Origin of the sequence: Sinomonas sp. B1-1 (assembly GCF_050474465.1) — a bacterium.
Taxonomy (GTDB): domain Bacteria; phylum Actinomycetota; class Actinomycetes; order Actinomycetales; family Micrococcaceae; genus Sinomonas; species Sinomonas flava.
The window spans coordinates 34,345-48,738 of sequence record NZ_JBCHVF010000012.1 but is presented as its reverse complement, the minus strand read 5'-3'; the positions used below and the strand labels follow the sequence as shown (position 1 = coordinate 48,738).

The window sequence follows — 14,394 nt, the reverse complement described above, 5'->3', positions numbered from 1 at the left end:
GTGCTCGCGTCGTCAGACGCTCCGGTTCTGCCGGACGTGCTGGCGCTCGCCGAATGTCGCTGGCTCACGGGATCACTCCTTCGAGGGACGGGTACACGTCCACTCCCCAAAGGCGCCCCACCTGAAACCGCCCGGCTGTCCCACCGCCACGTCCGCGCGGTGTCTCGTGGCTTCCACCAGCCGGGCGTTGGCCTCGTCTGCGCGGAGCACCCATTCCCGCGCGTTCTCCGGCGTCTTGCCGAACTGGACATGGCGGGCGATGAGCCGTTCCCGCCGCAGGGCGGGATCCGCGTCCACGTACCAGACTTCACGCATCCAGGACCGCGCGGCAGCCCACTGGGGGTCCTCGAGGAGAAGGTAGTTCCCCTCGGTGACCACCAGGCGCGTTTCGGGAGGAACGGCGATCGCCGCGGCGATGGGCTGCTCGAGGTCGCGTTCGAACCCCGGGGCGTACACGACCGCGCCGCTGCCGGAGGCTAGCCGGCCCAGCAGCGCGGCGTAGCCGTCGGGGTCGAAGCTCTCGGGGGCGCCCTTGCGGTCCGCCAGCCCGAGCTGCCGGAGCTGGACGTCGGCGAGGTGGAACCCGTCCATCGGCACGTGGACGGCCCAGCGCTCCCCATGGCTGTCCGTGAGGCTCCGGACCAGGTCCTCCGCGAGCGTCGTCTTGCCCGCCCCGGGCGGCCCGCAGATCCCGAGGATGGCCCGCCGTCGTCCATCGGCGGGGACGAGGGCTGTGGCACGGCGGCTGAGCTCGCGGAGTTCCATGAGCCCATGATGGCTGGCCGTCCCGCCGTCCGCGCACCGGTCTGGAGCTCTGGAGGGCCAAAAGTCCCGACTCCTGCCGCGCAGCCCGCCGTCAGGACCGCCTCACTCGCTGAAAGCGGTCTCCGGCAGGGCGGGGTGGATGCGCTGCACGAGCTCAGCGGCGACCGTGTGCAGCTTGACGTTGCGGTTGTTCGAGGCGCGCCGGAGGACATCGAAGGCCTCCGCGGCGGAGCAGCGGCTCTGCGCCATGATTACGCCGATCGCCACATCGATGACGGTGCGGTTCTGCATGGCCTGGGCGCGGTGCTCGGCGAGCTCGTTCCAGTCGCTGAGCCTCACGGCGAGCTGGAGGGCCCAGGAGGCCTGATTGCGCACACGTCCGACGGCGGCCAGCAGCGTGCGCCGCGCGTCGTCGTCGACCGGGTCGGTACCCACGACGGCGAGTGCCGCCGCCGCGGAGGAGCCCGCCGGGGCGGGAACCACGAGGAGGCCTGCGTCGACGCCCCACGCCATCCCCGAGGTCCAGGACGCGGGCAGGCGGGGTTCCATCGTCAGCTGGGAGCGCTCGAGGGCGGCGGCGAGCCGCTGGTCGTCGTCGGACAGCCGCTCCTCGACGACGGCCGCGAGCGCTTCGCTGCTGGCGCCTGTGATCGCGGGCCGGTTGCGGCGGCGGAGGATGAGGGCACAGTCATGCGTTCCGAGGGAGGCCAACCGCCGGTGTGTCCTCTCCGCGAGCGCGGGGAGGAAGGCCGTGAGCGACGAGCATGCCAGCAGCAGGTGCATCAAGTCGTGCGTGGCGTCGTCGTTCTGAGGCCGGGCGGCCATTGGTGCGCTCCTTCAGGGCAGCAGCCACTGCGGGGGGCGTGGCCGCGTGGATAGCGGATGCCCATTTCTTGAGCGCACGGGGGCCACGCGAGCGTTGCCCTGCGGATCATCTTTGACGAAGTGCGAGGGCCGGTCAAATCGGGGGCCCGTGCTGTGAAGGGCGGTGACGGCGGCGTCGGCTCTCGGGATGTGACTCCCAGGAGGTGACCTTCAGGAGGTGACCTTCAGGAGGCGACTCGCAGGAGGTGACCCCCAGACGGGGGCGGGGGTCAGCTGCGGGCGGGGGCACCGGTCGAGGCGCGGAGGACGAGGTGCGGCTCGGAGCGCCTCTCCATGGCGGGGGCCTCGGGCTGGGCGAGCCGTTGGAGCGCTGCCTCGCCCGCGGCCTTCCCCAGCTCCCGGGCGTGGAGGTCCACGGACGTGAGGTCGATCCCGTGGAGGCGGGCCAGCCGCGAGTTGTCGTAGCCGATGAGGGACAGGTCCTGTGGGACCCGGAGCCCGAGCGCGTAGGCCGCTTCGCGGACGCCCAGCGCGAGTTCGTCGTTGTGCGCGAAGACGGCGGTGGGGCGCTCGGGTGCGGCGAGGAGGGCGTGGGCTGCGCGTTCGGCGGCCTCCTGGGTGTAGTCCTGCGCTTGCACGACCCGGGGCTCGAGCCCGGCGGCGACCATGAGGCGCTCGTACGTCCTGCGGCGCTCGAGGTGCCCTTCGTGCGGCGGCCCCGCCATGTGCGCGATGCGCCTATGGCCGAGGCCGAGGAGGTGCGACACTGCGGCGGATGCGCCGGCACGGTCATCGGAGTAGATGCTGTCGACGCCAGAGACCAGCCGGGCGACGTTGACCACCGGGACCGTCTGCGTGAGCTCGCGGACGTAGGCATCCGGATCGGTCAGGGTCGCCGCAATCAGGACGCCGATACGGGCCTCGATGAGCGAGTCCGCCGCCGCGCGTCCGGATCCGCTGGGGCTGTCCGTCACGCCGAGGATCAGGCGATGCCCGCCGTCGCTGAGGGCCTCGCTGACGCCGGCGAAGATGTCCGCGTAGACCTCGTTGTGCAGGTCCAGGAGGTAGAGCCCGACGGCGGAGGCCCGCTTGCTCGCGAGGCCGGCGGCGAGGACATTCTGGCGGTAGCCGAGCCGCCGGGCGGCCTCGAGGATCGCGTCCCGCGTCTCAGGACTCACCCCGGGGGCGCCGCGGAACGCGAAGGACACGAGGGTCCGGGACACCCCGACGGCGCGTGCGACGTCCTCCTGGGTCACGGGACGCCGGCGTCCGGATGCGGCGGGAAAGCTCACGCGGCCATCCTCGCATGCGTTCGGTGAGGAGTTTGGCATTTTGTCTTTACATACTGCCTTTCGCGCGTTAGCGTTGGATGTGATCCAGCGCACCAGCGCAAGTCCCAGACCTCGGTCACGACGAAGGAGTCATGATGGCAACATCGCAACGGATCGCCCCGGCCGAAGCGCCCGGCACGCTCCCGGCCCTCACGGCCGGGCCCCACAGCAAGAGGCTCGGCGTCGTCGCGATGGTCGCGACGTTCGGCGGCCTGCTGTTCGGCTACGACACCGGCGTGATCAACGGGGCGCTGCGCCCGATGACCGAGGAGCTGGGGCTGACCCCGCTCACCGAGGGCATCGTGACGAGCTCGCTGCTCTTCGGCGCCGCTGCCGGGGCGATGGCGGGCGGACGCCTCTCCGACGCGTGGGGACGCCGGAAGACCATCCTCCTGCTGGCCGTCATGTTCCTCACGGGTGCCCTGGCCTGCGTCTTCGCCCCGAACTTCGGGGTCATGGTCCTGGGCCGCGTGATCCTGGGACTCGCCGTCGGCGGCGCGTCCACGGTCGTCCCCGTGTTCCTCGCCGAGCTTGCCCCCTACGAGATCCGGGGCTCCCTCGCCGGCCGCAACGAGCTCATGATCGTGATCGGCCAGCTCGCCGCATTCGCCGTCAACGCCGTGATCGGCAACCTCTGGGGCGAGTACGGCGGAGTGTGGCGCGTCATGCTTGCCGTCGCCGCGCTTCCCGCCGTCGCGCTGTTCGTCGGCATGCTGCGCGTGCCCGAGTCTCCGCGCTGGCTCCTCTCGAAGGGCCGGGCTGCTGACGCCCTCGAAGTCCTGATGACGGTGCGTTCCCCCGAGCGGGCCGTGGCGGAGATGGCCGACGTGAAGCACCTCGCCGACGAGGAGAAGGTCTCCCGGAGCAGCGGCTGGGGCGCCCTGAAGAACAAGTGGATCCTGCGGATCGTGCTCGTCGGGATCGGCCTGGGCGTGGCCCAGCAGCTCACCGGCATCAACTCGATCATGTACTACGGCCAGTCCGTGCTCGTCGAGGCCGGCTTCAGCTCCAGCGCCGCGCTGATCGCCAACATCGCCCCCGGCGTCATCGCCGTGGTGGGAGGTGTCATTGCCCTGCGCAACATGCAGACCATGAACCGCCGGACCACGCTGCTCATCGGCTTCGCCCTCACGACCGTCTGCCACTTCCTCATCGGCGCGGCCTCCATCCTGCTGCCTGTCGGCAACGCCGCCCGCCCGTTCGTGATCCTGTTCCTCGTGGTCGCGTTCGTCGGCTCGATGCAGACGTTCCTGAACATCGCCGTGTGGGTCATGCTCTCGGAGATCTTCCCGCTGCACATCCGCGGCTTCGCGATCGGAGTCTCCGTGTTCTGCCTCTGGATCGCCAACGCGTTCCTCGGCCTGTTCTTCCCGAGCCTCGTCGCCGCCGTCGGGATCACCGGGACCTTCTTCCTGTTCGGCGTCGTCGGCATCGCTGCCTTGGTCTTCATCTACACCCAGGTTCCCGAGACGCGGGGGCGCACCCTCGAGGCCCTCGAGGAGGACGTCACGACCGGCGCCATCTACCTCGTCCACAAGAAGTAGCGACGGCGTCCAGGCCCCGCTCCCGCACGCGCGGGAGCGGGGCCCCTGGCGTGCATGCTGTGTCAGGTGCGCCGGGTCTGGTGAGGCGCGTCAGGGGGCCAGCGCTGGCCCGGAGCTGGCCCTGGGCTCAAGCCGGGGCTTGATGTCGACGTCGGGCGGGGGCGCCTGGCCGTCGAGCAGCGCGGAGAGGCGGTCCCACGCCTGCTCGCCGAGCTGCGTCTGGGGGACCGACGCCGTGGTGAGGGCCGGCGACGTGTAGCGCGCGAAGGCGATGTCGTCGAAGCCGGTGACGGAGAGCTGCTCCGGGACTGCAACCCCGGCCTCGTGCAGCGCGCCGAGCAGGCCCATGGCCACGACGTCGTTGAAGCACACCGCAGCGGTCACGCCCGAGCGGAGCACCTCGTCCCGCACGGAGTAGCCGTCCTCGAACATCGCCCCGCAGGGGATCACCACGACCTCGGTCCCCGCTGCTTCGGGGAGGGGATGGCCGAGGCCCTCGCGGCGGGCACGGTCCCCGGCGCTCGCGCTCGGTCCCGCGACGTAGGCGATGCGCCGGTGGCCCAGCTGGGCGAGGTGGGCGACCATGGCGCGGATGCCCGAGGCGTAGTCGACGGCGAGCACGGGCACGCCGGGGATCCCCGTGGTCCGGTTGACGAGGACGACCGGTGCAAGATCGGGCAGGAGTTCCTCAAGCTGCGCGCCGTCCATGCGAGGCGCGACGAGCACGAGACCGTCGCACCGGCGTCGTGCCTCACGCGCGAGGATCACCTCCTCGGCGGGGTTCTCCACCGAGTCCGCGACGAGGACCCGGTAGCCCTCGCGGGCGGCGGCGCGCGAGAGGCCGCGCAGTGTCTCCTGGAACATGGGGTTCGCGAGGTCCGGCACCACGATCGCCACGGTCTGCGTGCGCCCGATGGCGAGGCTGCGCGCCACCGTGCTGGGGGAGTAGCTGAGCTTCGCCGCGGCGGCGCGGACGCGTTCCCCGATCGCCGGGTCCACCGTCGAGAGCCCGTTCATCACCCGGGACACGGTGGCCCGGGAGACGCCGGCCTCCGCGGCAACATGTGCGATCGTGGCGCGGCCGGAAGCACGGGTGCTCGTGCGGGCCATGGAACCTCCGTCGGTGGGCTCCGCCCAGCTTAGCAACCGGGTTGCGGCCTGTGACTTGACCGTTTCGTTTCTGGAATACTTGCGGTGCCCGTGGGGTATACCGGGCATCGCACCGACAACGAAGGGTCACCATGCACGCGAAGCTGCTTGCCGCCCGGGACCAGGTTCTGGCCCGCAACCCAGGGGAGGTCGAGTTCCACCAGGCCGTGGACGAGGTCTTCGAGAGCCTCGGCCCAGTGATGGACCGGCACCCGGAGTTCGTTGAGGCGGCAGTGCTCGAGCGGCTCTGCGAGCCGGAGCGGCAGATCATCTTCCGCGTGCCGTGGACCGACGACTCGGGCAAGGTCCAGATCAACCGCGGCTTCCGCGTCGAGTACAACTCCGCCCTCGGTCCCTACAAGGGCGGCCTCCGGTTCCACCCCTCGGTGTACCTCGGCATCGTCAAGTTCCTCGGCTTCGAGCAGATCTTCAAGAACGCCCTCACCGGCATGCCGATCGGCGGCGGCAAGGGCGGCTCCGACTTCGATCCCCGGGGGCGGTCCGACGCGGAGGTCATGCGGTTCTGCCAGTCCTTCATGACGGAGCTCTACCGCCACATCGGCGAGTACACGGACGTGCCCGCTGGGGACATCGGCGTGGGCGGTCGCGAGATCGGCTACCTGTTCGGCCAGTACAAGCGGATCACCAACCGCTACGAGTCCGGCGTGCTCACGGGCAAGGGGCTCTCCTGGGGCGGATCCCTCGTCCGCCCCGAGGCGACCGGCTACGGCACCGTGCTGTTCGCGAACGAGATGGCCAAGACCCGCGGGCGCAGCATCGAGGGCCGCCGCGTCGTCGTGTCCGGATCCGGCAACGTCGCGATCTACGCCATCGCGAAGGCCCAGCAGCTCGGAGCGCAGGTCGTGGCCTGCTCGGACTCGTCCGGCTATGTGGTGGACGAGGACGGAATCGACCTCGACCTCCTCCGGCAGATCAAGGAGGTCGAACGGGGGCGGCTCAAGGACTATGCCCTCCGCCGCGGCTCGGCCGTGGCCTATGTGGAGGGAGGGAGCGTCTGGGACGTCGACGCCGAGGTGGCGCTTCCCTGCGCGACCCAGAACGAGCTCGGCGAGGCTGCCGCAGTCCGTCTCGTCAAGGCCGGGGTGAAGGTCGTGGCCGAGGGAGCGAACATGCCGTCCACGCCCGAGGCGGTGGCGGTGTTCCAGAAGGCCGGCGTCCTGTTCGGCCCCGGGAAGGCCGCGAACGCCGGCGGGGTCGCGACGTCGGGCCTCGAGATGCAGCAGAACGCGAGCCGCGACTCGTGGACCTTCGAGCACACCGAGGAGCGCCTCAGCGAGATCATGGTCGGCATCCATGACCGCTGCGCCGCGACGGCCGAGGAATACGGGCAGCCCGGGAACTACGTGCTGGGCGCCAACATCGCCGGCTTCGTCAAGGTGGCCAAGGCGATGCTCGCCCAGGGCCTCATCTGACGGCCTCATCTGGCGCACGGGTCTCCTGTCCACCATGCGGGCGCACGTTTGCACTGCGGACGCGGCGCCCGCTATGGTGAGCGCATGATCAAGCGTTGGTATGCGTATTTTGCGTTGGCTCTGGAGGGCCAAGCGTAGGATTTCGCGTACCGACTCCAGAGCCAACAGGGCAGGGACCTCACGGTCCTTGCCCTTTGCCATTCCAGCGGCAGGCTCTGGTCCTTCGGGGCCTGTCACAGACGAGGACAGGACCCCATGAACCCGCTCACCGCAACAGCAGCCCCGGCAGCCGGCGTCGCCTCCTCGACGACCAACAACCTCCGCGTCGCCGAGTTCACCCCGCTCCCCACCCCGGGTGAGCTCCTGGCCGAGCTCCCGCTCGCCGGGGAGGCGCAGCGCACCGTGGCCCGCGGACGCGACGAGGTGAGGGCCATCATGGATGGCCTCGATGACCGCCTCCTGGTGATCGTGGGCCCCTGCTCCATCCACGACCCCGAGGCGGGCCTCGACTACGCACGGCGACTCGCCGCCGTCGCCCGCGACCTGCGCGAGGACATCCTCGTCGTCATGCGGACCTACTTCGAGAAGCCGCGGACCACGGTGGGCTGGAAGGGCCTCATCAACGACCCGCACCTCGACGGCAGCCACGACATCGCGGCCGGGCTCCGTGCCGCCCGGGAGTTCCTCCTCGGCGTGCTCGAGCTGGGCCTGCCCACCGCGACGGAGTTCCTCGAGCCCATCAGCCCGCAGTACACCGCAGACGCCATCGTGTGGGGCGCGGTCGGCGCCCGCACCACCGAGAGCCAGATCCACCGCCAGCTCGTCTCCGGCCTGTCCATGCCGGTCGGCTTCAAGAACGGGACCGACGGCGGCCTCCAGGTGGCGATCGACGCGTGCGGCGCCGCCTCCGCGCCTCAGGCGTTCCTGGGGATCGACGACGCCGGCCGCGCGTCGCTCGTCTCGACGGCCGGCAACGCCGACACCCACGTGATCCTCCGCGGGGGATCCGACGGCCCGAACTACTCGGCCGACCAGGTCCTGGCCGCCTCCACGGCGATGGCCGGCAAGGGCCTGAACCCCCGACTCATCGTGGACGCGAGCCACGCCAACAGCGGCAAGGACCACCACCGCCAGGCCGAGGTGGCCCTCGAGATCGGCGCCCAGCTTGCGAACGGGGGCGACGCGGCCGAGGCCGTGGCCGGCGTCATGCTCGAGAGCTTCCTCGTCGGCGGAGCCCAGGCGCTCGACGTCGTCGAGCCTGCGGCTGGCCGCACACAGCTGGTCTACGGCCAGAGCGTGACCGACAAGTGCATGGAGTGGGACGTCACCGGGGAGGTCCTGGAGCGGCTCGCGGAAGCTGCCCGGACACGCCGCGTTCACAGGAGCCACTCCAGCCACTAAAGTAATTTGCATGACTGCGATGGATTTCTCTTCCTCGCGTTTCCTCACCGTCGCTGAGGTCGCCGAGATGATGCGCGTGTCCAAGATGACGGTGTACCGGCTGGTCCACTCGGGGGAGATGCCGGCGGTGAGGTTCGGGCGGTCCTATCGGGTTCCCGAAGCGGCCGTCGAGCAGTACCTGAAGAACGCTGTGGTCGACGGCCGGAGCGAGACCGCCTGACGGGTACGGTATTCTGTTCAGGAACGTTTAACGTCACGTCACCAGCAGTTGGTTGAAGCCGCCCTGTGCGCGCGTCCGGCCAGCAGCCGGGACAACTACTGTAAGGAACTTTACGTGGGTTCGGTTATCAAGAAGCGCCGCAAGCGCATGGCCAAGAAGAAGCACCGCAAGCTGCTCCGCAAGACTCGTCACCAGCGCCGCAACAAGAAGTAGCCGCGCCGCCCCCGCCCGGGGGTGTCAGTGACACGAGGCCCGTCCCCGACCGGGGCGGGCCTCGTTGCGTCCCCGCCGAGGTCACCCCGTGTGCCGCCGAGGTCACCGCGTGTGGCGCCGAGGTCACCGCGTGTGGCGCCGAGGTCACCCCGTTCCCCGCGGCGCGTACGCTGCGCTACTTGCGCAGCCGAGCGTAGCCGCGCCAGAGGCCGTACGCGGCCCCTCCGACGGTGGCGAGCTTGAGCCCGAGGGTGGCGGCCTGCCGTCCCGAGCGGAAGTCGTAGATGGGCCAGTTGCGCGCATGGGCGTGCATGCGCAGCCGCGTGTCGGGATTGATCGCCACAGGATGCCCCACCATGGTCAGCAGCGGGATGTCGTTGTGCGAGTCGGAGTACGCCCAGCAGCTCCGCAGGTCGAGCCCCTCCCGCTCGGCGAGCTCGGCGACGGCCTCGGCCTTGGCGGACCCGTGCAGGATCTCGCCCACCAGCCGGCCCGTGTACGCTCCGCCCTCGATTTCGCCCACCGTTCCCAGCGCCCCGGTCAGGCCGAGCCGCTCCGCGATGACCGAGGCCACCTCGATCGGTGTGGCGGTGACGAGCCAGACCCGCCGGCCGATGCGGAGGTGCTGCTCGGCCAGGGCCTTCGTGCCGGGCCAGATGCGGGACTCGATGAACTCGTCGTACACCTCGTGCCCGAGGCTCCTGACGTCGTCGCTGAGGATCCCCGCGGCGAGGGACAGCGCCGAGGCCTGGATGGAGTGGATGTCCTTCAGGCTCTCGCCGCGGAAGATGAAGGCCGCCTGCTTCCACGCGAAGCCCAGGGCGTCGCGGAACGTGAAGGCCCCCCGCTCGTACATCTTGCGTCCCACGTGGAAGAGGCTCGCGCCCCGCATGAGGGTGTTGTCGACGTCGAAGAACGCCGCCTCCCCCGGCCGGTGGGGCTGTGCTGCGCGCACGCCGGCAGCCGTCTTCCTCTCCAAGGGCATGGTCCGAGTCTAGCGACGGGCCCCGCAGCGCGGCGGCGCGCTACCGTTGGTCGCATGCGCACGCCCGAGATCGTCCTCGTCACGAAGCACCAATGCCATCTCTGCGACGACGCGCGCGACGTCGTCACCCGCGTCGCCTCCGAGGCGGGGCTTGCCTGGGAGGAGCGCAGCATCGACGACGACGCCGCCCTCCACGACCGCTTCGCGGAGGAGGTTCCCGTGGTCCTCGTGGACGGGACCCAGCGCGACTTCTGGCGCATCGACGAGGCCCGCCTGCGCCGCATCGTGGAGGCCGCGCGGGCCGCGTGACGGGCTTGCCCTGCAGGCCTCAGGGGCGCTGCGGGCCGCGTGGGCTTTTGGCCGAGCCCTCGCGGCGGTTCTAGAGTGGATGGGGCCGCCGAAGCGGCCGCGTGTGAGGGAAGATTCCGCGCGAGGGAATCGCGAGGGAATGAGGTGTGCAGGTGGCAGGACGGGCCCGGACGGGGAACGAGGGGCCTGCCGCTGCGCCCGACGGGAAGAGGCTCCCGCCTGCGGTGGTCGCCCGCCTCACCGTGTACCTGCGAGCCCTCAACACCTTCATCGCGGACGGCACCGAGCGAGTGTCCTCCGACGCCCTCGCCGACGCCTCCGGGGTGAGCTCGGCGACCCTCCGCAAGGACCTCTCCCAGCTGGGCTCCTACGGCACGCGGGGCGTCGGCTACGAGGTGGGGAACCTCGAGGAGCACATCTCGGCCGCTCTCGGCCTCACGCGCCACTGGCGGGTCGCGATCGTCGGCGCGGGCAACCTGGGTCGCGCGCTGGCCCGCTACGGCGGGTTCGGAACCCGGGGGTTCGACGTTGTGGCGCTGCTGGACACCGATCCTCAGATCATCGGCAACGAGGTCGGCTGGCTGCGGGTCTCCGACGCCGCCAACCTCGAGGCGATCTTCGACCGGACCCGCACGAACATGGCGGTGCTCGCGCTGCCGGCGTCGGTCGCGCAGACGGTGTGCGACCGCGTCGTCGCCGCCGGCGTCCGCAGCATCCTCAGCTTCGCCCCGACCATCCTGCAGGTTCCTGAGGGCGTGACCCTGCGGAAGGTGGACATGGCCACCGAGCTCCAGATCCTCGCCTACCACGCTCAGCGCGGGGAGTCGGGCGGGGAGAGCGGCCTGCCTGCACCGGCGCACGACGACGATGCCCACCCGAGCGGGGAATCCGCCTGACCACGGAGCACGATCTGGGCGCAGCCCGAAGAGCCCGCCCAGAGAACGCACGACGGCGGCACGCGCCTGGGGTGCCGGGCCCCGGCTGAGGCGTGGGCCGGCGTCGTGCGCTGGTGAGGCGGCAGGTCAGCGGAGGTATCCGCCCCCGAGCTTGGCGGCGCGCCGGGCTGCGACATAGCGGCTGGAGGACGGCAGCCACGAGACGACGACCGCTGCGAGGAAGAGGGCAACGGTCGCGAAGGAGACAGCGTAGGCCCCCGCCGGGAGGGGGAACATGAGCTGGGCGGGAAGGCCGAGGGCGGCCATGAGGGCGAAGGAGCCGACGGTGCTGAGCAGCGAGAGGCCGGCCCACACGGTGAGCAGGATGCGCACCCAGTTCATTCCGGCGCGCAGCCCCAGACCGAGCAGCACGGCGATGCCCGCACCGATGATCCCCGAGACCCACGCCATCGGCGTCATCATCGACGTGAACTGCTGCATGAAGCCCGGCGGGACGTTGCGGCCGCTCTGGGCAGCGGCCATCGCGATGCTGTCCCGCATGTACGCCTCGGCCCACTCGATGATGAAGGGGATGCTCAGGAGCGGCAGGACCCCGTACGCCACCATGAGCCAGAACGCTACGGTCAGGCTGACCGGCCGCTGCAGGCCGACCACGGGCATGCCCGGGAAGGTACCGCTCGGGAGCTGGCTCGGCCACGGTCCTTGGTACGAGCCCTGCGGGGGCATCGGCTGGTAGGCCGGAGGCTGGGGCTGCTGGCCTGAGGAGGGGTACGGGTTCCCGTGGGGCTGGGTCATGGCGTCACTGTCCGTAGGGGTTTCCGAGGGAGGGGCCCTTGGGCCCCGAGTACGGGTTGGCGAACTGGTTCTGCGCGGCGAGGAACGCCGTCACCGGCGACCGGAAGAGGGCCACGATTGCCGCGACCGCGAGCGCGATCGTCACGAGGGCGAACAGGCCTCCCGAGAAGACGCTGCCGATGGTGAGGCACAGGAAGATGGTGCCGGTGGTGCGCGCCCAGCGTCTCCCCTTCGGGAGGAAGATCCCGCAGACGACCAGCACGGCGGCGTTGACGACCACGCACGCGAGGGCGAACCAGACGAATCCGCTGATGAACTGGCGGAACTGCGCGAAGGACATGCCCGACGACGACCCGCTCGCCTGGTCGTACAGCTCCCGAAGCGCGTCGGCCGGGATCGCCAGAGCCACGATGGTGGCGATCACGGCGATCACGAGCTCCGCCGCCGCCGTTGCGAACATGAGCACGGACGCCGACCGGACGGCAGACCGCTGCTGCTCTGGGGACGGGGCGCCGAAAGCTGCCATGGTGCCGTAGGGCGGAGGATACGCGGGCTGACTGTACTGGCCTTGGCCGTACTGGGGCTGGCTGTACTGGCCTTGGCCGTACCGGGGCGGCTGCTGCCCGTACTGGGGTTGGCCGTACTGGGGCGGCTGCCCGTACTGGGGTTGGCCGTACTGGGGCGGCTGCTGGCCCTCGTGCCCGGGAGCGTATTGACCGTAGCGGGGCGCGGGCCGGCCGGCTGTGCCCGGGCCCTGCTCGGGCGGATTGCCCGAGGGCTGTCCACCGGAGTCGCCAGTCTCCCGGCGCTCCGGCTGCTCGCTTCCGGGCGGGACGGAGGGCGTGCTCATGAGGGTCCAATCATCGAAGGACCGACGGGAACGGATGCGCGCCCCCGCCGCGTTGACCACAGCCTACCTTCTGGCCGCTGGCGCATCCGCGACTCAGGCGTGCCTCGCCACTCCGTCGAACCAGGCCCGCGAATTGGGCACCCACATGAGGACTGCGGCGGTGACCGAGACGAGCGCCCCGAACCAGTTGGGGCCGCCGTTGCCGCCGGAAGCCATGATCGCAAGGATCAGGTTCAGGGCGGCGACGCCGGACAGGGCAAGGCGGGCCCACTGCCTGCCCTCCTTCATCTTCATCGCGAGGATGACCTGCGCCGCTGCGAGCACGAGCCCGATGAGCACCAGGACGAGCAGGAGGGCCCCGAACGCGCCCGCCAGCGCGAGGGCCGCGAGCCCTGCGAGGATGCCGAAGAGGCCGAAGACCACGCCGAGCGCTCCGCCGATGAGCCAGATCCAGTAGGACACCTTGAGCTCTGTCGGCAGCCCGTTGGTCGTGAAGATGCCCGAGAGGCCCCCGACCGGCATGACGTCCTGCACGCTGCGCGGGGCGTCCGTCGGCATTTCGAAGCGGAACCCTCCCGGCTGTTGGCCCCCGGGCTGCTGCGCGTACCCCGGCTGCTCGTATCCCGGAGCTCCCCCGTACGGGCCGGTCCCGGGCGGCGGCGGAGGAGGAGGGTTCTGGCCGTAGGGGTTCGGGCCCTGCGGGTTCTGGCCGTAGGGGTTCGGGCCCTGCGGGTTCTGACCTTGTGGGTTCGGCCCCTGGGGATTCGGGCTGTGCGGGTCCTGGCCCTCGGGGCTCTCGGAGGCCGGCTGCTCATACGGGGTGCTCATGGCGGTCACTGTATCCCCGCGTGGACATGCGTACTAGAGGCCGTCGCCCACATGGAAAGGCCCCGCCCCCTCAGCGGGAGCGGGGCCGGTCGTCTCGGCCCGGAGGCCGGGACGGAAGGGGTCACGCCTGGGCGGCGACGAACGCGAGGTCGAGGGAGATGACGACCTTGTCGGAGACCAGGACACCGCCGGTCTCGAGCACAGCGTTCCAGGTCAGGCCGAACTCCTTGCGGGAGATGGTCGTCTCGCCCGAGACGCCGGCGCGCGTGTTGCCGAACGGGTCCACCGCCACGCCGTTGAACTCGGTCTCGATGGTGACCTGCTTGGTGGTGCCCTTGATCGTGAGGTCGCCGGTCACGTCGAACTCGTCGCCGTTCGCCTCGATCGAGGTCGCAGTGAAGGTGATCTCGGGGAACTGCTCGACGTCGAAGAAGTCGGGGCCCTTGACGTGGGCGTCGCGGTTGGCGTCGCCGGAGTCGAACGAGGCGGTCTTGATGGAGGCGGTGGCCTTGGTCTCGGCGAGCGAGTGCCCGACCTCGACCGTCGCCGTCGCGTCCGCGAACCGGCCGCGGACCTTGCTGATGCCCGCGTGGCGGACGGTGAAGCCGATCTCGCTGTGCGAGGCGTCGAGGTTCCAGGTTCCAGTGGTCAGGCCGTGGGGCAGCGTCACGGGGCTCATCTCCTTGAAGGTTGATTGAAGCGTCAACTAAACGATGCATCCATCAAAGCATGCATTTGCATATAAGCACAAGGGGTGTGATGCGGTTCATGCAGGGAACTCTCGGGTAGGCGTGATAGTTCTACCTCTCGTAGAACTGGCTGCGCGGGCCGAGCCTGCGATTTCGCTGCC

The 14,394-nt window shown here is 70.4% G+C and carries 16 protein-coding genes; 7 read left to right on the top strand and 9 right to left on the bottom strand.

Annotation, left to right across the window (positions count from 1 at the left end):
• Window positions 1-72 precede the first annotated feature (72 nt).
• The 3 genes from ACQ5BE_RS15520 to ACQ5BE_RS15510 form a co-directional block, all read right to left on the bottom strand.
• The gene (locus tag ACQ5BE_RS15520) at window positions 73-765 is read right to left on the bottom strand and encodes a nucleoside/nucleotide kinase family protein (RefSeq protein ID WP_430297907.1); all 693 of its coding nucleotides are present in this window, start codon (window positions 763-765) and stop codon (window positions 73-75) included.
• Between the two features lie 102 nt (window positions 766-867).
• Window positions 868-1,590: an ANTAR domain-containing protein gene (locus ACQ5BE_RS15515; RefSeq protein WP_430297906.1), complete on the bottom strand. Its 723-nt coding sequence runs from the start codon at window positions 1,588-1,590 to the stop codon at window positions 868-870.
• Window positions 1,591-1,859: 269 nt separating this feature from the next.
• Window positions 1,860-2,882 (bottom strand): LacI family DNA-binding transcriptional regulator, encoded by a 1,023-nt coding sequence (locus ACQ5BE_RS15510; protein ID WP_430297905.1) that lies wholly within the window; start codon window positions 2,880-2,882, stop codon window positions 1,860-1,862.
• 134 nt (window positions 2,883-3,016) lie between these two features.
• On the opposite strand from ACQ5BE_RS15510, the gene ACQ5BE_RS15505 reads away from it, so the two are divergent.
• Entirely contained in the window at window positions 3,017-4,465 is a 1,449-nt protein-coding gene (locus ACQ5BE_RS15505) for a sugar porter family MFS transporter (protein WP_430297904.1), read from the top strand.
• A 90-nt stretch (window positions 4,466-4,555) separates the two neighbouring features.
• Here ACQ5BE_RS15505 and ACQ5BE_RS15500 read toward each other — a convergent pair whose 3' ends face one another.
• Window positions 4,556-5,575, bottom strand: coding sequence for a LacI family DNA-binding transcriptional regulator (locus tag ACQ5BE_RS15500; protein ID WP_430297903.1), 1,020 nt, complete (start codon window positions 5,573-5,575; stop codon window positions 4,556-4,558).
• A gap of 131 nt (window positions 5,576-5,706) precedes the next feature.
• Between ACQ5BE_RS15500 and gdhA the strand changes: the two genes are divergently transcribed.
• The 4 genes from gdhA to ACQ5BE_RS15480 all read left to right on the top strand — a co-directional run bounded on the left by gdhA (window position 5,707) and on the right by ACQ5BE_RS15480 (window position 8,881).
• Window positions 5,707-7,047, top strand: a complete 1,341-nt coding sequence (gene gdhA / locus ACQ5BE_RS15495) for an NADP-specific glutamate dehydrogenase (RefSeq protein ID WP_430297902.1) — start codon at window positions 5,707-5,709, stop codon at window positions 7,045-7,047.
• A gap of 255 nt (window positions 7,048-7,302) precedes the next feature.
• Window positions 7,303-8,448 (top strand): 3-deoxy-7-phosphoheptulonate synthase, encoded by a 1,146-nt coding sequence (locus tag ACQ5BE_RS15490; RefSeq protein ID WP_430297901.1) that lies wholly within the window; start codon window positions 7,303-7,305, stop codon window positions 8,446-8,448.
• Window positions 8,449-8,458: 10 nt separating this feature from the next.
• Window positions 8,459-8,668, top strand: coding sequence for a helix-turn-helix domain-containing protein (locus ACQ5BE_RS15485; RefSeq protein WP_208710303.1), 210 nt, complete (start codon window positions 8,459-8,461; stop codon window positions 8,666-8,668).
• 114 nt (window positions 8,669-8,782) lie between these two features.
• The gene (locus ACQ5BE_RS15480; protein ID WP_003792170.1) at window positions 8,783-8,881 is read left to right on the top strand and encodes a 30S ribosomal protein bS22; all 99 of its coding nucleotides are present in this window, start codon (window positions 8,783-8,785) and stop codon (window positions 8,879-8,881) included.
• A 175-nt stretch (window positions 8,882-9,056) separates the two neighbouring features.
• On the opposite strand, the gene ACQ5BE_RS15475 is transcribed toward ACQ5BE_RS15480, so the two are convergent.
• Window positions 9,057-9,866 (bottom strand): HAD family hydrolase, encoded by an 810-nt coding sequence (locus ACQ5BE_RS15475; RefSeq protein WP_430297900.1) that lies wholly within the window; start codon window positions 9,864-9,866, stop codon window positions 9,057-9,059.
• A gap of 54 nt (window positions 9,867-9,920) precedes the next feature.
• Here ACQ5BE_RS15475 and ACQ5BE_RS15470 point away from each other — a divergent pair, with 54 nt between their 5' ends.
• Both ACQ5BE_RS15470 and ACQ5BE_RS15465 read left to right on the top strand, forming a co-directional pair.
• Window positions 9,921-10,175, top strand: coding sequence for a glutaredoxin family protein (locus tag ACQ5BE_RS15470; RefSeq protein WP_430297899.1), 255 nt, complete (start codon window positions 9,921-9,923; stop codon window positions 10,173-10,175).
• Between the two features lie 152 nt (window positions 10,176-10,327).
• Entirely contained in the window at window positions 10,328-11,071 is a 744-nt protein-coding gene (locus tag ACQ5BE_RS15465) for a redox-sensing transcriptional repressor Rex (RefSeq protein ID WP_430297898.1), read from the top strand.
• Window positions 11,072-11,197: 126 nt separating this feature from the next.
• On the opposite strand, the gene ACQ5BE_RS15460 is transcribed toward ACQ5BE_RS15465, so the two are convergent.
• The 4 genes from ACQ5BE_RS15460 to ACQ5BE_RS15445 all read right to left on the bottom strand — a co-directional run bounded on the left by ACQ5BE_RS15460 (window position 11,198) and on the right by ACQ5BE_RS15445 (window position 14,214).
• Window positions 11,198-11,866: a hypothetical protein gene (locus ACQ5BE_RS15460; RefSeq protein ID WP_208710299.1), complete on the bottom strand. Its 669-nt coding sequence runs from the start codon at window positions 11,864-11,866 to the stop codon at window positions 11,198-11,200.
• 4 nt (window positions 11,867-11,870) lie between these two features.
• The gene (locus ACQ5BE_RS15455) at window positions 11,871-12,716 is read right to left on the bottom strand and encodes a hypothetical protein (RefSeq protein ID WP_430297897.1); all 846 of its coding nucleotides are present in this window, start codon (window positions 12,714-12,716) and stop codon (window positions 11,871-11,873) included.
• Window positions 12,717-12,809: 93 nt separating this feature from the next.
• Window positions 12,810-13,544: a hypothetical protein gene (locus ACQ5BE_RS15450; RefSeq protein WP_430297896.1), complete on the bottom strand. Its 735-nt coding sequence runs from the start codon at window positions 13,542-13,544 to the stop codon at window positions 12,810-12,812.
• A gap of 121 nt (window positions 13,545-13,665) precedes the next feature.
• A complete protein-coding gene (locus tag ACQ5BE_RS15445; RefSeq protein ID WP_208710297.1) occupies window positions 13,666-14,214 on the bottom strand; it encodes a YceI family protein in 549 nt (182 codons plus the stop codon).
• Between the last annotated feature and the right edge of the window lie 180 nt (window positions 14,215-14,394).